Raw genomic sequence first — 22585 nt, forward strand, 5'->3', positions numbered from 1 at the left:
CCGATATGTTGGTTGTCTTCTTTTGCTTTTCCCACCTTGTATTTCAAATGATACATTTAGTAGAATGATGAAGCACATACACTTGATTTTAAGAGGTTACGCTAGGATAGGGGTGCTACAATGAATCGCATTTTGCTTGTTGAAGATGATGAAAATTTTGTATTTGGAATAGAATATACATTAACTAATGAAGGTTATGAGGTCATTCATGCCGGAACCTTGAAGGAAGCTCGCGATGCTCTTGCGCAGCACAAGATAGAACTTATTTTGCTCGATATTAATTTGCCTGACGGAACGGGATATGAATTTTGCAAGCAAATTCGTGTGGACTCAGAGGTGCCGATCATTTTTCTCACCGCGCTGGATGAAGAGATGAATGTGGTCGCGGGACTTGATCTGGGTGCTGACGATTATATGACCAAGCCGATTCGTACCAAGGAGCTGCTTTCCAGAATCAAGGCTGTTTTACGGCGTCATTCCCGCCCTGAACAGCATTCAAACATATGGAAATCCGACGACTTTGAAGTTCGCGTGCTGGAAGGTGTTGTTTTCAAAAACAAAAATGAAGTTCCGCTCACAACGCTAGAGTTCCGGCTGCTTCTTATGTTAATGTCCCATCCCAAACAGATATGTAGCAGGACATCAATCCTTGAGAAGTTATGGGATGTCTCTGGTGAATTCATTGATGATAATACGTTGTCCGTACATATACGCAGATTAAGGGAAAAGGTGGAGGAAACACCCGCCGCGCCTAAGTATATTGTTACAATTCGTGGGGTTGGATACAAATGGAACGCCGAAACGACAGGAGCATACCGCTGATGGTTGAAGTCATCCGTAATCCAGAGTGGAAATCTGTGTTCACCAAGTTCATCCTTGTTCAATTAGGTTTGACTGCAATCATTTATGTTGTGATGAACCTACAAACACAAAGCATTAATGAAACGGTTGTGAACCAGCACGCGGCCTTTGTTGGACAAGTGTTAAGTAAGCAACCACAGCTCGAAGATCAGCTCATTCATACAATTACTCAAGGGACAGACCCGCAGGATCTTAAGCTAGGTAAACAAATATTGTCTCAATACGGATATACAAATCATATGAATATTCAGGATCAGCCTGCCCTATCGGGAACAGCATTACCTGGAAATACAGCGTTGATCTTTTTCCTGTGCGGTATCCCGGTATTGATGCTTTTATTTTGGGAGTACCGCAAGCTATTTTCCAGAATTCGCCGTGTTACACATGCAGCGGAGCAGGTGGTGGAAGGTCAATTCGATACCTCATTACCTGAGAATGCAGAGGGAGACTTCAGTGCTCTAGGTCATAGCTTTAACATGATGGCAGGTAGGCTAAGTCATAGTGTAGATCAGTTGAAGCAGGAGAAAACATTTCTAAGCCATCTGCTGACCGATATATCACATCAACTCAAAACACCGCTCGCATCCCTGCTCGTATTTAATGAAAATATGTTGCATGACCCACACATGAAAGAAGACGTCCGAGCCACTTTTCTGGAACGAAGCAAGCAACAGATCGAACGCATGGAATGGCTCATTATCAGCTTGTTGAAGCTGGCAAGAGTGGAAGCGGGAGCCATCGTTTTTCAACTGCAAAACATTAAACCCAAGGACATCATTGAATCAACGGTGCAGACCTTGCAACCCTTGGCGGAGCAGAAGAAACAGACTATTGTCGTTCAAGGCGGCGAGGGCATGTTGCTGCATGCAGATGAAGAATGGTTAACCGAGGCGATTATTAATCTGACTAAAAATGCACTGGAGCACTCTCCCGTATCAGGAAAAGTCTACATTACCATGGAAGACGAAGGCTTGTTTCATTCGATTATCATCCGGGATGAGGGGGAAGGGATCGGGCCGGAACAGATCCCCCATGTGTTCACGCGATTTTACTTAGGCAGAAGCAATGCTAAACCTCACAGTACCGGGGTAGGTCTGTCCCTGACCAAGTCCATTATTGAAGGTTTGGGTGGAACGATCTCGATATCAAGCGAGCCTGGAGAGGGAGCTGAATTCCGAATTACTTTTATGAAAACAATGTATTGAGAGGAAGCTTACAATAACGTAAGCTTCCTCTTCACTTTAACGTAAGCTTCCGAGCCTATAATAACCATATGAATACAACAATTGTTCACAGCTCATGAAGGAGGCACATGCTTTGGAAATTTTAAAAACGCGTGAATTATGTAAAACATACGGAAGTAACGACGCGAAGGTCGACGCATTGAAAGAGATTAATTTAACGGTTCAACAAGGTGAATTTGTCGCTATTGTTGGTGCGAGCGGTTCGGGGAAAAGTTCGTTACTTCATCTACTTGGAGGTGTAGATCGCCCAACCAGTGGACAAGTCCATATTGATGGGACAGACCTGTATTCTCTGAACGAAACGGATTTAGCCATTTTCAGAAGACGAAAGATCGGATTCATTTTCCAGGCGTATAATCTGATTCCGGTTCTAAGCGCAGAAGAAAATATTAAACTGCCTATGCTACTAGACCATCGTCAAGCCGATGAAGACTATGCAGACGAACTAATGAACGTACTCGGTCTAAAAGACAGAAAGCATCATCTCCCTAACCAGCTATCAGGTGGACAGCAACAGCGTACAGCCATTGGACGAGCCTTGATTAACAAACCCTCGATCATACTAGCTGACGAACCAACAGGCAATCTCGATAGCAAAAACAGTAAAGAAATTGTAGATTTGCTCACCTATTCGGTTCGAAAGTACAATCAAACCTTGATTATGATTACACATGATTCCAATGTAGCCCGGAGAGCGGATCGGATTGTAAATATTAAAGACGGGGTCCTTTTCGATCAGCAATCTGGGGGCGAGAGCGATGCGTAAGTACACAGGGCTCACCGAGAAGTATTTACTTGGCCAGAAAAAGAGATCCATTCTCACCATTGTTGGCATCATTCTATCGGTAACACTTCTTACCGCTGTCGGCACACTAGCGATGAGTTATCAGGACAAACTGGTGCGTCAGACGATTCGGGATTATGGAAATTATGAAGTATCGTTCAATGGCGTTTCAGGCAAAGACGTACCTCGTATTGTGAATCAGGCCGCCATAGGCAGTGCAGGGGTCATTCATCGTATTGGTTATGCAACCATAAGTTCCACGAGTGAAAAGGAGCAAAAGGAAAACCCGTTTGCTGCCCCGTATCGTTATTTGAATGTGAAAGGATACGACTCGCAAGCCATGTCCAAGCTTCAGGTTCAGTTAGAGAGTGGACGTTTGCCGCAAAAGCCTAACGAAATCATCCTGTCATCCTGGAGCCTGAATACGTTCGCTTCAAAACCTGCGATTGGTGATAAGATTACGCTGGACCTGGGAGATCGGGTCGAAGCTTCCACCGGAAAGGTGAAGAGCGTGAACTCCATTGGTGATTATGGGTGGAATCTGGATGAAAAATTCAAACCGCGTATAAAACAGCAATATACTGTTGTCGGGGTGATGAAAACAGCCAAAAATGTAACGTGGTCATCCACTTTTATCTATTCAGCGATTACGTATGATGATCATCAAAAAATCGATCCGTCTCAGAATTTTTTTATCTATGCGACCATGAAATCGATGGACAATATAAAGGAGAAGAGCGAGGCCATTCTGTCTTCATTGGGTTTAGGGAATGTGGATCAAGGTTCTGCTCAGGAGCTGAACCGTGAAAATGTGTTAAAGGATATACGCATTGAATATAACAATGAATTGCTCAAACTGTTTGGCAAGAGCACCTATGCCAACGTTAACCAAAGCTCAATGTATGCATTTGCAGCTATTGTTCTAATTATCATGGGATGCACCAGCGCGGTAATTTACAATACGTTTCATATTTCAGTGCTTGAACGCATTTCTCAGTTTGGCATGCTGCGCTGTATCGGTGCAACACCAGCCCAGATTCGCAGGATCGTATTCAAGGAAGCGACTGTGCTTAGTCTAATTGCCATTCCAATCGGTTTATTTACAGGAACCATTCTAATGAAAGTTTTATTCTATAACATTAGCATGCTGACATTAGGCTTCCTGAACGATATGCACATGATTATTTCATTGCCTGTTCTACTTGTGGCAGCAGGTTTAGGACTGATTGTTGTCTATGTGTCAGCGCTGGGTCCAGCCAAACTGGCCTCCAACGTTTCACCGCTTGAAGCACTGAAAACCTCAGGCAGCACGGCGGTAGAGCAGGGGGATTTCAAGCGCTTGTCTTTTGCAGGTAGCAAATGGCTAGGGTTTGAAGGTCGGTTTGCCAGCCGAAATATTCGGCGGAACCGAAAGAGATTCCGCATTACGGCTTTTTCGATGATTATCAGCATTGTTATGTATATTGTGTTTGGCGGCTTGGTGAACCTTCTAGGAACAACCTCTGAATCAGGCATCGATTACTCTTACTCCTTGGACTATCAAGGGATGAATAAACGTATCCCTAATTCGGTGTATAATAAGCTGGTTACACTTGATGGAGTTAAAGAGGCGTATCCTTTCTACAACCACCAGCTTCAAGCGATCATTCCGAAAGAGAAAATAAATCCGGATTACTACCAGCAGCAGAAAGAAATGTACACGGTTGAACAGGAAAACGGGTATCGGATGGGTAACAACTTTCTGACATCTTACGGTATAAACGGACTTCAGGAACTTCGTCCCAAACTCACCTCCGGAAGCATTGATGCAAGCCAAATGAATGATGAAAATGGTGTCATTGTTATCCAGAAAATCAGAATGATCACCGACAAAGGAACCAATGTGATCATTGATCAAACCCGTTTCAAGGTTGGGGATAAAATTAAGGTCCGATCAATGGGTGACAAGCAGTCATACAAAACCGTTACTGTTGTCGGAACTGCAGATCAAGCCCCTCTCTCTGGTAAATACACCGAAAGTGCTGTTATTCAAATGATTACGACACCGAAGGTGATTGAAAACATTACGGGTGATAACGCGTATGACAGAATATTCATTCAAGCGAGTCCTGAGACAGATAACGGGGCAATTGTGGGTTATTTCAAAAGCCTTGTTCAGCAGGATGCAGGGTATAACTATCGCGATCGGGTAGAGGAGATGAAACAAGCCCGTAACGATGCGCTGACGCTAAATATATTCCTGTACGGTTTTATAGGAGTCATTGCAGCCATTGCGTTTCTGAATATTTTGAATACGGTAAGTACGAATCTTATTCTGCGGACGAAGGAGTTCGCCGTATTAAAAGCGATTGGTATGACGCAAAAGGAAATTCGTAAGATGGTTTTGCTTGAGGGTGTGTTCTATGGCGTATTTGCAGCTGTGTACGGAAGTCTTCTCGGTACAGGTTTGAGCTATGGTGTGTCCTATCTGATGAGGAATGCGGTGCAGATCGAATGGGTTATGCCTTGGAGTAGCATTCTGATTGGCAGTTTGGGTGCTATCATAGCCACACTCATAGCCTCATACTGGCCGCTTAGACGTCTTGAACGAATCCAGATTACAGATGGTTTGCGCGGGGAAAATTAATGCGTCAAAAAGCTCGGTTGTTCGCTTTAGAACGAACAACCGAGCTTTTTGACGTTTTAAGTGGTCGTTACTCCTTTAAGAAAAACACGTACAATTTTCTCCGCCATGACATGATGAGACTCATATTTTTGCTGATCATGCGCCCGGTTCCCCATCAACATTAGAGTCGAAAAAGCCTCAGCCAAGAAAAGCGGATCTTCTTCACGAAAGATTTTCTCATCCATGGCGTTTTTAAAATGCGAGGCTAGTACGTCATGAATCTGATGTTCTGCTTCACGAATGGCATGAATCTGTTCTTCCTCCAGAAAAGGCTCCGCTTCACGCATCATCATTTCAATCTCACCATGCGGATTAGCAAGACGAGCTTCCGCTAATCGGATTAATCCGTCTCGTAAATGTTCCGCCTCATCCAGCATATGCGCCGTAATTTTTCTAACGTTCTGCAACATCGTTGTCATGGCTGCAACGAATAGATCCGCTTTGCCCGCGAAATGATAATATATGGTTGGTTTGGATACGCCGCATTTCTTCCCAATCTGCTGAAGGGTAACCATCTCGTAGCCAAATTCTTTAAATAGGGTAGATGCCGTATAGATAATGGTTTGTTGCATGGAAATGTCATTGTCCGTCTGCTTGGGTCTTCCGCGCAAACGTTTAGGTACTTGCTCTGGCATAGATTCGTACACACTCCTTCCATAATATTTTATGTCAAATCATAAATATAAGCAAAGAAGCTTGTAATTTTACTTACCAGTAAATATAATTAGTTCTGTAATTAAAAATGATACGTTTAAAGGTGGGCAACGAAGTTATGGCAAAGACAACAGTGCGTAAGAGCAGATGGAAGAAAACAACGATATGGATTAGTGTAATTATTATTGCTCTGGTAGCAGGGGTGTTTGCGTACCTGGCATCTGTCACATACAGCCCTTCGGAACAAGCGGAAGTGGCAATGAAAAGTGATGATCGGGTCGTTGTTAGTGAAGTGAAGAACGGTTATCAATTTGAACCTAAAGGGCAGGACATCACACAGCCTAATGTTGTGTTTTATCCCGGAGGTTTAGTGGAGCCGGCAAGTTATGCGCCTATGGCACGAGCACTAGCGGAGCAAGGACATCGTGTGTATATTACGAAGATGCCGCTGAACTTGGCGATGTTCGGGGAAAACCGGGCGGATTCGTTTCTCGCGAAACATGCGGGTGAAAGCTTTGTTATTGGTGGACACTCCCTAGGAGGTGTATTCGCTTCAAGATATGCTGCGGCGCACACAGCTCAGATCAAAGGTGTCTTTTACCTAGCTTCTTATGCAGATGATGGCGGGAGACTGGACGGAAGCAACTTGTCCGCACTGCAAATTACGGGAAGCAATGATGGTGTTCTGAACTGGGAATCGTGGGAAAAAGCCAAATCCAATCTTCCGAATAACACGGCATATGTAAGCATTGAAGGCGGCAACCATGGTCAATTTGGCTCCTACGGAATGCAGAAGGGAGACAACGCACCTAAGATCACAGAACAGGAGCAGCTTAAGCAGGTTGTTCAGGCATTGGAAGAATGGATGAAATCAATAAAACCATAGATAAAATAAAAAAGACCGAAGTTTTCATCTGCAAACGATGAATGCTGTCGGTCTTTTTATGATTTTCTATTGAACAACGGGAGTGATTTCCACTTCTCTTGGTTAACGTCTACGGAAGGCTCCGCCGCGTGCCAGAGCAAAAAAGAGGAGCAGGGCAATGATTGAGCCAACGATCGCCGGAATAATATGAAACCCGCCAATCACCGGTCCCCTTGGTCCAAGCAATTCGGTTCCTAACCAGGAACCGATAAAACCCGCAACAATGTTCCCAATTACACCGCCCGGTACGTCCCGCCCAATCAAGTTGCCACTTAACCAGCCAATAAGTCCACCAACAATAAGTACCCAGAGCAGATCCATGGTTTGTTCTCCTTTCTTCGGGTTTATTACAAGTTATGTTGGGTTCAGTGGAATATACCTCATCTTATATTGGTGGAGTACTGCAAATGCTCTGTGCTAAGATGAGGGTACTTATGATTCAAGCTGGGGAACAAGGATAGAAGGGGTGTACAGTCCATTGAATAAAATACTTGTCATTGACGATGAAGTCGCCATTCGAGATTTAATTGAGCTGGTGCTCAGAAGAGAGAACTATGATGTAAAAACCGCAGAAGATGGCAAAACCGGGCTGCAATTGCTGGACTCTTTTCAACCAGACCTGGTAGTGCTTGATTTGATGCTGCCCGATTGCTCGGGATATGACTTGTGCAAGGAGATTACCGGGAAACGTGCTGTTCCTGTTATTATGCTCTCTGCCAAAAATGAGATTATAGATAAGGTGCTTGGATTAGAACTTGGCGCGGAAGATTACATGACCAAACCGTTTGACAATCGGGAATTGCTCGCTCGCATCAAGGTAGTTTTGAGAAGAAACGAGAGCAAGGTGGAGACAAGTGAAGGGGCGGAAGTGCCGTCGACACGTATCATCCATGAAGAGCTGACTTTTGATATGGAAAGCCGAAGAGTGCTGAAAAACGATGTTCCCGTCTCTTTGACGGCCAAAGAATTTAAAATTCTGGAAACTTTACTTAAAAGGCCTGACAAAATCTATACTCGGGATGAGCTCTTACAGATCGGATGGGGATATGATTTTATGGGGGATAGTCGTAGTGTGGATATGACCATCATGCGACTACGGAAGAAACTGGAGGATAACGCGGACGAACCGAAGTATGTCAGAACGATCTATGGATTCGGTTATCAACTTGGAGGTGGCGAGGCCTGAAGTACGCAACCCGGTTACTGCTGAACTATTTATTTTTCTCTGTATTGTCCTTTGGCATCATCATCTTTGCCGTTAATAAAGCCATTGATTACTACAGCTTCATTACTATTGAAAAACAAATGATGGAGAAGGCAGATCTCTCCGAGCTATCCTTCCGTGAAGTGCTAGCACAGCATCGATCATCATCAGGGGAGCCGCAGACGAAGGAAATCGTCAGACTTGCACTAGAGAAGCTTAAGGCTTCAGGCAAGGAAGTGCGTATCTATGACAGCTCCAAGCAGCTACTGGGCTTGGCTGTAGATGGCATCATCATTAATGATGGCAAACCACATATTTTCGAGAAAAATATTGAAAAAGCTCTGAGCGGTAGCTATGCCTACACTGTAACGAATGATCATCTGCTTTATTTTGCGACTCCCATTCAGAATCAATTTTACGAAAATGCTTATGTGTACGAGTTCGTAGAGGACATTTCGTACTTTTATGCAATCATGGATCAAATCCGTTATGTGCTGTTTGCAGGCGCGGGCGGATTCATTGTGCTGATTACGTTAGCCAGTCTGTGGATTGCACGAAATACAACCAAACCGATTAAGGTGCTCCTTGGTGCCGCGCAAAGTTTCTCCAGACAGGAATTTAAGCGAGTTCATCTGAACCGCAAGGATGAGCTGGGGATGCTCGCGGATGGACTCGACTCCATGGGACAGCAGCTTCATAATTACATTCAATACCAGAAACAATTTGTCTCGAACGTATCTCACGAATTAAAAACACCTCTGGCAGCCATTCGTGGTTTCTCTCAATACTTGTACGAAGGAGAGAATGAGAACGAAGAGTTACAAAAAATCTATGCTCATCTGTTGCAGGAATCGGATCGGCTCACCCGTTTGATTAATGAACTGTTGTTGTTATCCCGATTTGACAAGGCAGGTTCAAGCGAGCTGGAGGTCGAAAAGACGGAAATGAACGCACTGATCCAGCAAGTCGCCAGAAATATGGAAGCCAAAGCTAAGGATAAAGAGATCAGGATCACAGTTAAACAAGTAGAGGAAGGCCCGATGGATGAAGGTCTGACAAAAGTCTATGCGAGCGTCAATCCAATGCTCATGTCCCATGCAATTGCCAACCTGTTGGATAACGCTATCAAATATTCAGGCAGTCATTCGCAAATTGATGTGGAGATGGAACATACGTCAAGCGAGGTCGTTGTAAAGATAAGTGACCAAGGCATAGGCATCGCGGGTGATGAACTAGAGCGAGTGCAGGAGCGCTTTTACCGGGCGAAAAATGCAAGCACAGCGAATGGTTCAGGTCTCGGTTTGTCCATTTGCAAAGAGATCGTCGAGCGTTTTAATGGATATATCGACATCGAAAGTGAGTTAGGACAAGGTACGACAATTACGATTGTGTTACCTCGTGCCTAAACACATTTCTAAAATGAAGCCCAAATAAATACCGTTACAAGACTGATACATTTCTGTTATAAGACTAACAAATGCTTTTTTTATAATGACTTCATAAGAACAAATCACACATTTATGGAGGGATTATGATGAAATTAACAAAGAAATCTGCGAGCTTTATCCTGCTAAGTGCTTTACTAACGGTAGCTCTGACGGGCTGTCAGTCCACTGATGCGAAGTCACCAACAACCGGACAGAATCCTGCTGAGCAAAATACGTCGAATGGACAAAGTAAAGGTGAAGGAACATCCGATTCAAAAAAACCGGATTCCGAAGGCACTGAAGGACAGGGCTCTGAGGCAGTGAAGGAAGGCTCAGTGAAGAAAGAAGGCAATGTGGTGCTGAAGGAGCTTGCTTTTGTTCATAATGAGCACACCATTGCGATTTCGGATACAGCGAATGAAGAGCAGATGGAACAGATGCTGGGCAAACCAGAAAATTTCAAATCCCATACGTACACTGCTGGGGATGGAACCAATATGGATAATTTAATCGGATTTACGGAAAAAGTATACACGTATCCTGGTATGGAGATTAAAACGATCAGTGTACCTGAAGGAAAACAAGACTCGATCTTTGATATCAAAATTACCGATCCCAAGTATACAACAGTTCGAAACATTAAAGCAGGGGATAGCCTAGACACACTTAAAAAAGCTTATCCTGAAGGAAAGCTGGTAGGAGATGGGGCACCTGACGAGGAAGACGACTTCCGTTACGAGCCATCGAACTATGTAGATGTCATGTCATTCCATATTAAGGATGCCAAGGTCGAGAGCATTCATATCTTCAGCCTGCTGGACTAAAAGTGTAATCGATGTACTTCTTTGATTTATAGAGCCGTATCATAAGATTTACTTTTCGAACCTGCCCAAGAGTTGGGCAGGTTTTTATGTCGTTATGAGTTGATAAAAGATTGTAGCGTATTTAATGTATGTAGTGTTTTTGACGTTACATATCTCCAGATTTATACATAAAAATTCAGGCGGAGTACAAGTTTTCCTTACGCAACTTTTTTGGATTCCCATTAAACTCTTGCGGCACTCAGACTATGTTTGCTTACTCTTAAAACGTTTCTCTAGACCCACACAAATGTTCAATGATACCATCATACAAGTGTTACGACAATTGAATATTGCAGGAGGAACGAAATGTGGATCAAGTAAGATACGATAACTTAAAACTCGGGGAACGTGGGGCGATCATCAGTATCATCGCTTATATATGTTTGACCGCAATAAAGCTGGTGATTGGCACAATTGCTGGCTCTGAAGCACTCAAAGCAGACGGCTTGAATAACGCAACGGATATTGTCGCGTCCATCGCCGTACTGATTGGTTTAAGGTTCGCCCAGCGTCCGGCCGATAAAGATCATACATATGGGCACTGGCGGGCAGAAACAGTGGCGTCTCTTGTGGCCTCATTCATCATGATGGCTGTGGGATTGCAAGTATTATTCGAAGCCTTTGGTTCCGTATTCGAGGGCAAGCACGAATCTCCTGATCTCATTGCTGCGTATACAGGCATTTTCTGTGCAATTATTATGGTTTTGGTCTATCGATACAATAAAAGACTGGCCACACGTATCAAAAGTCAGGCTGTTATGGCTGCCGCACGGGATAACATCTCCGATGCTTGGGTGAGTATCGGTGCCGTCGTCGGGATCGTAGGTTCTCAGTTCGGCCTTCCTTGGCTTGACCCTGTAACGGCGATTATCGTCGGTTTGCTGATCTGCAAAACGGCCTGGGATATTTTCAGAGAAGCTACGCACCATCTTACCGATGGATTTGATGTAGAGTTGATTCAAGAATACCGGGAGACCATTGCCGGAATTGATGGTGTAGAGACGGTTAAAGATGTACGAGCACGTAATTACGGCAGCAACGCCGTAGTTGACGTGGTCATCACGGTTCGAGGAGATTTGGATCTGCAACAAGCACATGATATTTGTACCGATGTGGAGAATGAGCTGCTGGAAGAGCATGATGTGTATACGGTACACGTTCACGTCGAGCCGGAGCCAGAGCAGGAAGTGGTCAAAGAATACATGTAATATTTATAAAAAAAAAAAATGTAAAAGGGCCTTGAAAAAGCAAAAACCAGTAAACGATGATGTTTACTGGTTTTTTGATGTTGTTAAGTATTTAAGGTTCGTTCACTTTTTTAACATGCCCGCGTCAATCCGAATGATCTTATCTAGCAATCATTTAGGCATATTGTACATAATCAGATTGTTATACTTATCCGCATGTTTTTGTTCGTCGAGGATAATGCCCCATACCGTGTCTTTGTAAATACCGTAGGGGAGACCAAACCATATTCTTCTGTACTTCTCCACCGCGGCAAGCTCGCCCTGAAATGCCTTTTGTAAACCACCCAGATACGATGTAACGTTTTCCGGAGATTCACTGCTTACACCTGTGATCTCATGACCTGTGAGGTCTTTGTACATCTCTCTGAACATCTGATTGTGACCGCGCTCATCATCGCGAATGCTTGTAATGATAGCTGCTTGGTACGTATCCGGAGCCATACGAATGAGAGCATCATAAAACATTTCATCATTTCGTTCGCCCTGAACAGCAGATTGAATGAGTCCGAGCGCTTCAGCTGTTGATGTTGCCCATACCGGAGTAAATGGTTTTCGATAAAAATAAGGATACGTTGTGTACATACGAATACCTCCATAACAATGATGAGTTAAGATATGCACATATGCCCAGAAACGTAACCCGTTCTCTTTTGCTGTGCTTCATGCTATGCCTGTACCAGAGCCCCTTAACGTTCGATCCGCTTAACGATATCGTCTCTAATCATGATTTTTATCAGCTTACTGTAACCATAGGCAATTATAAGCGCCAGGAAATAAGACCAAAAGGTCCAAAAGATATTCCATCCGTTAAAATAAACAACATGTCCCATTAGCTTGGCAATATACTCGATTAATGTTAACAAAAGCGCTGAAACAACGATACTCGGCCAAGGTCTGACGTGTTTAACAAGGATCAGATACATCATAATACAACCCGTAACCGGATATATTCCCAGATCCATCGGAAGAGCCGCAAAGGCTTCATTGCGAGTGTTAGGTAGTATATTCCAGAAGAAATTGAAGCCAACACTATTAATACAAGTGGATGTAGCCACACCAAGCGGAAAATAAATCAAAACGAGTCTATAGTTCCGCCGTAAAATCCAAGCACCTATCAGAAGGGGGATGACCATACCAACGTTCCAATTGCCGAGCATATCTTTACCCTCCAAATTAAACTGTGAGTTTTGACTGTAGTTTCAGATTCATAAGATGTTTATATCTGAACAAACTCTCGCCATTTAATCCGATTTTTTCTGTTCAAGTAGATGGTTCACCATATCGGTCAGTGCATCTAATTTTCGATCGTAGTGTTTATAAGTGAACCAGCCTACAACGGCTTTAACTGCAAAGAAGAGAACTGCAGCGATAATCACCAAAATGTAATCATGGGCAATGTGTTTCAACCAATCATTAATGTGCTGCATTGTATATAACCCCCGTCGCGTACATATATCATCTGGTTAAGATGCCCATGGAACCAAGAGGTAATACATAAGATTTGCTAATGATCTAGCATACAAAGTGTTGCTTTTTGTCGAAATCCATGCTACATTATCGATGTAAACGTTTATATTTGCTTTAAACAACATCATATATGATTCAATTTGGCGTGTTACTGTTCGGCAGGCAAGGCCTAAATTGGGTGGTTTGTATATTTATTATACCCGCCCAATTTAGGCCTTTTTTTATGCACAATTTCAGGGTGAGGTGTTTACATGAATTACAAAGAAACCGCTAAGGCTATCCTTGATCACGTAGGCGGACAAGAAAATATCAATGATTTTCTCCATTGCTCCACCCGCTTAAGGATGAATCTGAAAGATCCGAATCAAGCAAAAACCGAAGAAATTAAAGCCATGGATGGCGTCATGGGAGCCGTATACAGCGGTGGTCAATATCAGGTTATCATTGGTAATGATGTTAGCTATGTATATAATGAACTTAAACAAATGGTCAATATAAACTCAGAGGCAGACTCACAGCCAAGCAAGAAAAGAGATTTGAGCTTCAAAGGTTTGTTTGAGAGCTTTGCCGGATTGATTACGGGAATTTTCCAGCCGATCATTCCAGCAATCGCAGCGGCGGGTATGTTTAAAGCTTTGCTTTTATTATGCACATCACTCGGTATACTTTCTAAAGATAGTCAGATTTATGCGTTATTGCTTAATATCGCTGATGCAGCGTTCTACTTCCTGCCTGTATTGCTGGCATACTCCAGTGCACAGAAATTCAAAACAAATCCATATATTGCAGCCACACTGGCGGGAGTTCTGTTACACCCCAAAATGATCGCGCTACTTGGAGGAGAAGTACCTGTAGATATTGCGGGTATTCCTGTTCCTAACATCAGTTATGCATCTAGCGTTTTACCTATCATTCTGACCGTATGGCTTATGTCCTATGTTGAGAAATTTGCGGATAAGGTATCCCCTGGTCCAGTGAAAATCTTCCTGAAACCTTTGATTGTCATACTTGTCATGGCACCACTGGCTCTCACTGTTTTGGGACCCATCGGTAACTATTTGGGTGTGGGATTGTCTGACGGTTTATTCTGGATTCAAGGTAAAATTGGCTGGTTAACCGTTGTAATTTTGGCTGTATTCCTTCCGTTCATCGTCATGTTCGGAATGCACAAAGTGTTTTATCCCGTTATTTTCGCAGCCATGGTTTCACCCGGCTATGAAACATTGATCCACAGTGCGATGCTTTCTTCTAACATGGCACAAGGCGCTGGAGCGCTTGCGGTCTGGTTCCTGGCAAAAGACAAGAAGTTGAAGCAGGTTGCTTTGCCAGCCGGCATATCCGGATTGTTCGGTATTACCGAACCAGCTTTGTACGGGGTACATTTACGTCTGAAACGCACTTTGGTCGCTTGTATGATTGGTGCGGGGTCAGCGGGACTCTTTGCCGGTATCGTTAACTTGAAAGCTTATGCAGCAGTAGGGCCGGGTCTTGCTTCTTTGCCGATGTTTATCGGGGCTGAAAATAACTTTACCTACGCGCTGATTACAGCAGCTATTTCGATCATTGTTACGCCAATTGCTGTTTATTTCATCGGCTTTAACGATCCTGGAGCAGATTCAGCTGCACAAGTTTCATCAGGAAAATCTGCGCAAGGCGAAACAACGCAATCAGCTCCGGAGAAAGAGAAACTGCAATCACGTTTGGTTGTTTTTTCTCCGATTGTAGGAGAGGCGATTCCATTAAAAGCGGTGAACGATGAAGCATTCTCCCAAGAAGCAATGGGGAAAGGCATGGCGATTAAACCTGCTAAGGGACAAGTTGTGGCTCCATTTGATGGAACAGTTCAAACCGTGTTTCGCACCAAACACTCGATCGGTTTGAAATCAGTAGAAGGCATTGAACTTCTGATTCACGTCGGCATTGATACCGTTAAATTAAAAGGACAGCATTTCAATGTTGTTGTTCAGGAGGGAGATATCGTGAAACACGGTCAACTTCTGATTGATTTCGATATGGAAGCCATTATAAAAGCAGGCTTTGATACAACAACACCGATCATTGTAACAAACAGTGGTGATTATCTTGAAATCCTTGGACATGAGCAATCTGAACAAATAGGACCTGAGACACCACTTATAACCATTTTGTAATATTATGGGGTGAAATTCACCCTGAACATAGAGGAGCATGGATATGAGAGTAGTTAAGGTTCTCAATACAAGTATTGTTTTGGCCAAGCGTAATGACAATAAAGAGGTTATCGCCATGGGCAAAGGAATCGGGTTCAGAAGCAGGCCCGGGGACATGATTAACGAAAATGAAATTGAAAAAGTATACGTCGTTGAGAATGAAGAAATGTCCTCGGATATGACTGCACTGATGAGAGAGACGCCGGAAGAGTATTTAATTTTGGCAGACGAAATCATATCCTATGCGAAACAAGTATTATCGCGTGATCTGAGTGAAAATCTCTATTTTTCGTTAACAGACCACCTCCATATGGCTGCCAAGCGATTCAAATCGAATATTACGATACAAAATCGAATGTTATGGGAAGTGCAGAAGTTTTACCCGCAAGAATTCCTAATTGGGAAGCAGGCTTTAAAGTTTATTAAAGATAAGCTTGGACTGGATCTGCCGGAAGAGGAAGCAGCTAACATCGCCTTCCATCTGGTCAACGCTCAGCAAACGGAACAGAACATGAGTCAGGTCATGATGATGACTACTACCGTTAAAGATATTCTTAACATTATTCGCATTCATTATGGAATCGAGCTGGATACATCAAGCATTAATTATTCACGCTTTTTAACTCATCTGCAGTTTTTTGTTCAGCGATTATTGGAGAATACCATGCTCGAATCCAAGGATGATGAATTGCTCGAACGAATTTCGAGTAAATATCCAGAGGAAAGCAATTGTGTTTCCAAGATCAATAATTATATTGGCGCGAAATTTGAACGATTTATGTCCAACGAAGAGAGATTGTATCTCATCATTCACATTAGCCGTGTGATGGACAGAGCGCATTAACAGGAGGATTATGATATGACAACCATCAGAACATTTCCCGAAGGATTTTTATGGGGCGGAGCAATTGCAGCGAATCAGGCTGAGGGAGCCTGGAATGCAGCAGGGAAAGGCATCTCTACCGCTGATACCGCTATGAATAAGAAAAACATAAGTAAAGGTGACTATAAAAAACAAAATGCTGTGAGCTCGGAGCAACTCGCGAGAGCGCTTCAGGATCAATCTACCGTGAATTATCCAAAACGCAGAGGAATCGATTTCTATCATCGTTATCCAGAGGATCTTGCTTTAATGGGTGAGATGGGCATCAAAACATTACGGACGTCCATTGCGTGGACTCGAATTTTCCCAAATGGAAATGAAACAAATGCAAACGAGGAAGGTTTGCTGTTCTACGATCGCCTTTTTGATGAGATGATTAAAAATGGCATCGAACCTCTGGTTACCTTGTCTCACTATGAGATGCCGATGTATCTGGTCGATCATTATGGTGGATGGACATCCAGAGAGGTTGTTGATTTCTTTGTACGCTTCAGCACAACAGTATTCAACCGTTATAAAGATAAAGTAAAATATTGGATCACTTTTAATGAAATTGATGGTATAGTTCGTCATCCGTTTACCAACGGTGGCATTGTTCCGGATCGTTTCGAGAATGTTGAGCAGGCGGTCTACCAATCGTTGCATCATCAATTTATTGCAAGTGCGTATGCGGTTAAGCTATGTCATGAGATTATTCCTGATGCTCAAATTGGATGCATGCTGACAAGCCTGTTGCACTATCCTCACACATGTAATCCGCTGGATGTACTGGCAGCACACAAGAACAATCAATTTAATCTGTTTTTTACCGATGTGCAGGTGCGTGGCGCTTACCCAGGTTACATCGAGAGATATTTTAGAGAGCAGGGAATCATTATTGAAAAAACTGAAGGCGACAGTGAGTTGCTAAAAAAGTTTACGGCTGACTTCATATCATTCAGTTACTATAACTCCTTTGTTGCAAGTGCAGATAGCGAAGGCCTGGACACGGTTAGTGGCAATACGATGGGCGGCGTGAAGAACCCTTACCTTCCTGTCAGTGATTGGGGATGGCAGATCGATCCGATTGGTCTGAGACTCGCGTTGAACAATCTGTACAGCCGTTATCAGGTTCCTTTATTCATCGTTGAAAATGGACTGGGTGCTTACGATACTATTGAAGAGGACGGTACAATTAACGATCCTTATCGCATTGAATACCTGCGTTCTCATATCGAACAAATGCATGAGGCTCTGCTGGATGGTGTTGAAATCATGGGGTATACCGTCTGGGGAATCATCGATCTGATCAGCTATTCCTCTTCCGAAATGGAAAAACGCTACGGTTTAATCCATGTCGACCAGGATAATGACGGAAACGGCACCCTGGAGCGAAGACGGAAGGAAAGTTTCTTCTGGTACCAAAATTTGATTGCGAACAATGGACTATAAATACAGGTAATGGATTATAGACACATGCTAAAAAGTTAAAGTAAGAGATGATTTCTGTGTTGTAAAGGAATCATCTCTTTTCATTTATACAATGAATTGACAGGCTAAAACAAATATAAATATACCTTTCAGCAGATTCTTCTTTTCGGTAGAATAGAGTTATCTGATCTGTAATCTTTTTCCTTATTGATAACGGATTGGAAAAATGATTTGAAGGAGGAGAATGAATGAAATCGGCTGCTTGCAGGGAGAGGCAATTGGTGTACAGAAGGATGGGCGTGATGCTCGTATTCATCATGCTGGCCAGTGTTTTACTTGGGCCCGGCTCAACGGCTCGGGCTGCCGGGAAGACGATTACGTCCATGGAGTACTTTTCATCTGCTGACGGACCTGTCATATCCAAATCCGGGGTTGGCAAGGCCAGTTTCGGGTTCGTGATGCCTAAGTTTAACGGTGGTTCTGCTGCATGGAGCGAAGTGAACGGGGATTTAGGTGTTAATGTCAAGGTAGGAAGCGAGTGGGTGGATATTGATCAGGCGGAAGGCTTTACGTACAACCAAAACTGGGGACACTGGACTGACGCCGGCTTTCATGGATATTGGTTCACTCTCTCCTCAACCACCGATGTTCAATTGTATTCCAAAGCGAACGGAATAAAGCTTGATTATCGACTGGTCTTTCAAAACATTAACGAAACAACGATCTCAGCAATGAGCCCTACACAGGGGCCTGACATCATTGCCAGCAGCACCGGAGGCGCCGGCTTTACGTATCCCACCTTTAACAATAATCCATCAGTCACCTATGAAGCCGTCGCTCAGGATCTCAAGGTGTATGTGAAACCGGTGCAGAGCAACACGTGGATTGATATTGACAATAACGCAGCCAGCGGCTGGATTTACGATCAGAACTTCGGTCAATTCACTGAGGGTGGAGGAGGATATTGGTTTAACGTAACCGAGTCTATTCACGTCAAGCTGCAGTCCAAAACATCGGCTGTGAATATTATTTACACCATTACATTCAATGAACCTGTGCGTAATTCATTCGTAGTTACTCCCTATGAAGGAACAACTTTCACAGCAGATGAAAGCGGTTCCATTGGTATCCCGCTGCCCAAGATTGGCGGGAGCGCACCTATTGCGAAGGAATTACAAAATTTTGTCTACCAAATCAATATCAATGGTCAATGGGTAGACTTAAGTAATAGTGGTCAAAGTAAATTTACGTATTCCGCCAATGGCTACAATCCGATTTCCGATGCCAATCAGTGGGGATACTGGGCCGATCATATCTACGGTCTATGGTTCCGGCCTATTCAGGAAAATATGCAAATTCGAATCGGCTATCCGCTTAACGGACAACCCGGTGGAAACGTAGGCAGCAACTATGTGAACTATACACTCATTGGCAACCCGGATGCCCCGCGTCCCGATGGCTCGGACCAAGAAGACATCATCATCGGTACACCGAACAATCCGGCGATTGAAGGCATGAATCTGATTTGGCAGGATGAGTTCAGTGGTTCTGCGCTGGATACAAGCAAATGGAATATAGAAACAGGGTATTATCTCAATGATGATCCGGGAACCTGGGGGTGGGGCAATGCGGAGCTCCAGCACTACACTACCAGTCCGCAAAATATTTTTGTTCAAGATGGAAAATTAAACATCCGTGCAACACATAGTAATCAATCATTCCCTCAAGACCCGAATCGTTTTGCTAAATATGCCTCCGGTAAGGTGAATACCAAAGACAAGTTATCATTGAAGTACGGGCGTGTCGATTTCCGTGCCAAGTTGCCTACAGGAGATGGCATCTGGCCTGCACTCTGGATGCTGCCGCAAGATTCGGTATATGGCACATGGGCTGCATCAGGCGAAATTGACGTAATGGAGGCAAGAGGTCGTCTGCCTGGAACAATCAGTGGGACGATTCACTTTGGCGGGCAATGGCCTGCAAATCAGTATGCAGGTGGAGAGTATCACTTCCCTGCAGGACAAACTATTGCTAATGATTATCACGTATATTCTGTAGTTTGGGAACCGGACAACATCAAATGGTACGTGGACGGAAAATTCTTCTATAAAGTTACCAATCAGCAGTGGTCGTCTGCAGCTGCACCGAACAACCCTAATGCTCCATTTGATGAACCGTTCTATTTAATCATGAACTTGGCGATCGGCGGTAATTTCGATGGTGGCCGCATTCCGGATGCTTCGGATATTCCTGCAACCATGCAGGTGGATTATGTTCGGGTGTATAAACAACAATAATGGTTTTAGCTTAGTCCGTTAAGTTAATTTAGCGAGAGCGAAATCCTTCGTGTAGCATTAAGATTAACGTTATTTACCTGGGGTGAACTTAGGTTCACCTCTTTTTTGCACACGTAAGAGAGGTAAGGGCCATCACGTAATCAAAGACGTAGATGTCAAATAGTTGAGTTTTTTCTTTGTGCGAGTACATCGAATCCTAAAAATGTTGCAAACTGTAGCAATTTATGTTGCAATGAGATGAAACTTTCTGTTTACAAAGAAGAAGGAACGTGAGGTAAGCGTATATGATTGCAAAAACGGAAGAGGATTTTAATGGTTTAAAAGAAATTGGAAGGATCGTTGCTTCCATCCGCGATACGTTGGTTGAGCGGACGGTTCCGGGTGTAACGACCAAAGAACTGGATGACTTGGCTGGGGAGCTGTTCGAGAAAGAAGGGGCAATTTCCGCACCCAAGAGTGAATACGACTTTCCTGGTTTTACTTGTATTAGTGTCAATGAAGAAGTCGCGCACGGAATTCCAGGGGATCGGGTAATCCAAGAAGGCGATATCGTCAACATCGATGTTTCCGGCTCCAAAAACGAATATTTCGCAGATACAGGCATCTCGTTTGTAGTTGGCCAGGGAGATGAAGTGTTAACGAAAATCTGTGAGGTAGCCAAACTCGCTTTTGAAGCAGGTCTGAAAAAAGCGAATCCTGGTTCCAAAAAGAGCGGTATTGGCAAAGCCGTTTTCCTGACCGCACGCCAGCACGGATTAACCGTTATACGCAACCTGACTGGACACGGGGTGGGTCGGGCTATTCATGAAGCGCCGGATCATATCTATAATTACAATGACACGTCAGATGATGAGTTGTTAAAAGAAGGTATGGTAATTGCGTTTGAACCCTTTATTTCCACATCTGAAGAAGAAGTGTATCAAAAAGGGGATGGATGGACGTTTGCTACCAAAAACAGTTATGTAGCTCAGATTGAACACACGATCATTCTGTCCAAAAAAGGGCCAGTCATTATTACTCTGTAACTATAGCGGGCATTAAAGGGTATTGTGAGTGAGATAATACTAAAAAGCCGATTCCAGCTGTGATGTGGAATCGGCTTTTAGCGTTGCTGTAAACACATATGCAAATGATAAAATTAAACAGTGTGCGTAACATTACTTTGACTAACGCCCGTTTCCATGCCTGTGAAACGGATTAGAGTGTAACTTTTGCAGCGAGTGGTCTGTTCTGCAAATAAAGATCCATATCCGGGCTGGAACCATGCACAATTTTGTCCGTTACAATTTTCGCCAACACACCGTTATACACCGTTCCATTGTCGCCGTATGCCATAATGACATAACAATGCGGATAGGACTCATATTGTCCGATTATCGGCAAGCCATCGTGTGTGCCTCCGTAAAAAGCACCTAAATAATAATCCGGTTCTACCTGAATATTCGGAAAAAGCTTGTTAAACTCGTGAATCAGTTTATCTTTACTCGCTAAAATTTTGGAATCCCTCGTCTCGGCGTAGGCTGTATCCTTATCCATGCCACCGATAATAATCCGGTTGTCCGGGGTCGTGCGCATATAAACATACGGACGTGCCGTTTCCCAAATCAATGTACGCTTGTACCATTGATCTAATTCGGAAACCGGCTTGGTGATAACAGCATAAGAGCTGGAGAGCGTGGCATTTTTCTCTACTTTAAAGTCTTTGTCTTCATATCCAGCAGCAATAATCACATGTTTCGCACGAATCTCGTGGCGTTCTTTGGTATAGAAAATAGCCAAATCGTTCTCAAAACGTTTACCTGAAATCTCGGTCTCCTCGTAGATTCGTACACCTTCTGATTTTGCTTTCTCGAGCAGTCCATAGACAAATTTTAACGGATTCATCTCCGCATCATCATGATAATAAAGCGCAGCTGATTTAGAGAAAGGATATACGCTTGATATACGCCGCTCATCCCAAAAATCCACGTTGAAACCGTGCTTTTTAAGAAGTGCATATTCTTCTTGTAATGCCTGAATATCTTCCTGGTAGCTCGCGTAATACAAACTATCGCGCCTTATAAAATCAGGCTTGATCGGAAGCTCGCCGCTGATCTGCTCGATATGATTAATCGACTGTTCGCACAATTTAAGATGACGGGCGGCTACGTCTTCACCGAACGTATTCTTCAAAGATACAAAACTCTTTTCCCCGGCATATTGAATCAATGCCGTATTGGTACTTGTGCTGCCTTCTCCAACCTTCCGCTTGTCCACAACAACGACCGATAATCCTTTATCAGCTAAAAAATGAGCACACTGTGCACCCGAACTGCCAGCACCGATGATTAGAACATCACAAACAATATCCTCTTCAAGCTTCGGGTAGGAAGGAGGGGTTGTTACCGTGGTTGGCCAATATAACTTACCGCTCTGCAGATCCATGTTGAATCTCTCCTTAGATATATTCGGTACGTAGTATAAGC

20 protein-coding genes are annotated in these 22585 nt (G+C 43.6%); 14 read left to right on the top strand and 6 right to left on the bottom strand.

Translation table 11 applies throughout. The features are described from left to right. Positions 1 to 120 precede the first annotated feature (120 nt). The 4 genes from MKY23_RS14495 (at position 121) to MKY23_RS14510 (ending at position 5515) form a co-directional block, all read left to right on the top strand. Positions 121 to 822, top strand: coding sequence for a response regulator transcription factor (locus MKY23_RS14495; RefSeq protein ID WP_339830314.1), 702 nt, complete (start codon positions 121 to 123; stop codon positions 820 to 822). After that, positions 822 to 2066 carry a HAMP domain-containing sensor histidine kinase gene (locus MKY23_RS14500; RefSeq protein ID WP_339830317.1) on the top strand — a complete coding sequence of 415 codons (1245 nt, stop codon included), beginning with the start codon at positions 822 to 824 and terminating at the stop codon, positions 2064 to 2066. The genes MKY23_RS14495 and MKY23_RS14500 overlap by 1 nt, the downstream gene beginning before the upstream one ends. A gap of 112 nt (positions 2067 to 2178) precedes the next feature. Next, the gene (locus MKY23_RS14505) at positions 2179 to 2871 is read left to right on the top strand and encodes an ABC transporter ATP-binding protein (RefSeq protein ID WP_154959114.1); all 693 of its coding nucleotides are present in this window, start codon (positions 2179 to 2181) and stop codon (positions 2869 to 2871) included. Continuing rightward, positions 2864 to 5515 carry an ABC transporter permease gene (locus MKY23_RS14510; RefSeq protein ID WP_339830325.1) on the top strand — a complete coding sequence of 884 codons (2652 nt, stop codon included), beginning with the start codon at positions 2864 to 2866 and terminating at the stop codon, positions 5513 to 5515. Before MKY23_RS14505 ends, MKY23_RS14510 begins: the two co-directional genes overlap by 8 nt. A 56-nt stretch (positions 5516 to 5571) precedes the next feature. Here MKY23_RS14510 and MKY23_RS14515 read toward each other — a convergent pair whose 3' ends face one another. Continuing rightward, positions 5572 to 6189, bottom strand: a complete 618-nt coding sequence (locus MKY23_RS14515; RefSeq protein WP_339830328.1) for a helix-turn-helix domain-containing protein — start codon at positions 6187 to 6189, stop codon at positions 5572 to 5574. 137 nt (positions 6190 to 6326) lie between these two features. Here MKY23_RS14515 and MKY23_RS14520 point away from each other — a divergent pair, with 137 nt between their 5' ends. Then, entirely contained in the window at positions 6327 to 7094 is a 768-nt protein-coding gene (locus MKY23_RS14520; protein WP_339830332.1) for an alpha/beta hydrolase, read from the top strand. A 102-nt stretch (positions 7095 to 7196) separates the two neighbouring features. Here the strand turns inward: MKY23_RS14520 and MKY23_RS14525 are convergent, their stop codons facing one another. After that, positions 7197 to 7454: a GlsB/YeaQ/YmgE family stress response membrane protein gene (locus MKY23_RS14525; protein ID WP_090916093.1), complete on the bottom strand. Its 258-nt coding sequence runs from the start codon at positions 7452 to 7454 to the stop codon at positions 7197 to 7199. A gap of 157 nt (positions 7455 to 7611) precedes the next feature. On the opposite strand from MKY23_RS14525, the gene MKY23_RS14530 reads away from it, so the two are divergent. The 4 genes from MKY23_RS14530 (at position 7612) to MKY23_RS14545 (ending at position 11835) form a co-directional block, all read left to right on the top strand. Beyond that, a complete protein-coding gene (locus MKY23_RS14530; RefSeq protein WP_154888955.1) occupies positions 7612 to 8319 on the top strand; it encodes a response regulator transcription factor in 708 nt (235 codons plus the stop codon). A gap of 44 nt (positions 8320 to 8363) precedes the next feature. Then, the gene (locus MKY23_RS14535) at positions 8364 to 9743 is read left to right on the top strand and encodes a HAMP domain-containing sensor histidine kinase (protein WP_339830335.1); all 1380 of its coding nucleotides are present in this window, start codon (positions 8364 to 8366) and stop codon (positions 9741 to 9743) included. 125 nt (positions 9744 to 9868) lie between these two features. After that, positions 9869 to 10588, top strand: a complete 720-nt coding sequence (locus MKY23_RS14540; RefSeq protein WP_339830338.1) for a hypothetical protein — start codon at positions 9869 to 9871, stop codon at positions 10586 to 10588. Between the two features lie 347 nt (positions 10589 to 10935). After that, positions 10936 to 11835 (top strand): cation diffusion facilitator family transporter, encoded by a 900-nt coding sequence (locus MKY23_RS14545; protein ID WP_090916101.1) that lies wholly within the window; start codon positions 10936 to 10938, stop codon positions 11833 to 11835. 150 nt (positions 11836 to 11985) lie between these two features. On the opposite strand, the gene MKY23_RS14550 is transcribed toward MKY23_RS14545, so the two are convergent. The 3 genes from MKY23_RS14550 to MKY23_RS14560 form a co-directional block, all read right to left on the bottom strand. Further along, entirely contained in the window at positions 11986 to 12456 is a 471-nt protein-coding gene (locus MKY23_RS14550) for a ferritin-like domain-containing protein (RefSeq protein WP_154888949.1), read from the bottom strand. Positions 12457 to 12560: 104 nt separating this feature from the next. Next, entirely contained in the window at positions 12561 to 13031 is a 471-nt protein-coding gene (locus tag MKY23_RS14555) for a hypothetical protein (protein WP_339830344.1), read from the bottom strand. An 84-nt stretch (positions 13032 to 13115) separates the two neighbouring features. Continuing rightward, the gene (locus MKY23_RS14560; protein ID WP_339830346.1) at positions 13116 to 13301 is read right to left on the bottom strand and encodes a hypothetical protein; all 186 of its coding nucleotides are present in this window, start codon (positions 13299 to 13301) and stop codon (positions 13116 to 13118) included. Between the two features lie 291 nt (positions 13302 to 13592). On the opposite strand from MKY23_RS14560, the gene MKY23_RS14565 reads away from it, so the two are divergent. The 5 genes from MKY23_RS14565 to map all read left to right on the top strand — a co-directional run bounded on the left by MKY23_RS14565 (position 13593) and on the right by map (position 21145). Further along, entirely contained in the window at positions 13593 to 15491 is a 1899-nt protein-coding gene (locus MKY23_RS14565) for a beta-glucoside-specific PTS transporter subunit IIABC (protein WP_339830349.1), read from the top strand. A 43-nt stretch (positions 15492 to 15534) separates the two neighbouring features. Beyond that, positions 15535 to 16374 (top strand): PRD domain-containing protein, encoded by an 840-nt coding sequence (locus tag MKY23_RS14570; RefSeq protein WP_339830352.1) that lies wholly within the window; start codon positions 15535 to 15537, stop codon positions 16372 to 16374. Between the two features lie 15 nt (positions 16375 to 16389). Continuing rightward, complete coding sequence (locus MKY23_RS14575; RefSeq protein ID WP_339830355.1) at positions 16390 to 17844, top strand: family 1 glycosylhydrolase; 1455 nt, start codon at positions 16390 to 16392, stop codon at positions 17842 to 17844. Positions 17845 to 18071: 227 nt separating this feature from the next. After that, positions 18072 to 20120 (top strand): glycoside hydrolase family 16 protein, encoded by a 2049-nt coding sequence (locus tag MKY23_RS14580; RefSeq protein WP_339830358.1) that lies wholly within the window; start codon positions 18072 to 18074, stop codon positions 20118 to 20120. A 284-nt stretch (positions 20121 to 20404) separates the two neighbouring features. Further along, positions 20405 to 21145, top strand: coding sequence for a type I methionyl aminopeptidase (gene map / locus MKY23_RS14585; RefSeq protein WP_339830361.1), 741 nt, complete (start codon positions 20405 to 20407; stop codon positions 21143 to 21145). Between the two features lie 172 nt (positions 21146 to 21317). On the opposite strand, the gene MKY23_RS14590 is transcribed toward map, so the two are convergent. Further along, positions 21318 to 22544: an FAD-dependent oxidoreductase gene (locus MKY23_RS14590; RefSeq protein ID WP_339830364.1), complete on the bottom strand. Its 1227-nt coding sequence runs from the start codon at positions 22542 to 22544 to the stop codon at positions 21318 to 21320. Between the last annotated feature and the right edge of the window lie 41 nt (positions 22545 to 22585).

The organism is Paenibacillus sp. FSL R7-0272 (assembly GCF_037969905.1).
Classification (GTDB): Bacteria; Bacillota; Bacilli; order Paenibacillales; family Paenibacillaceae; genus Paenibacillus; species Paenibacillus polysaccharolyticus.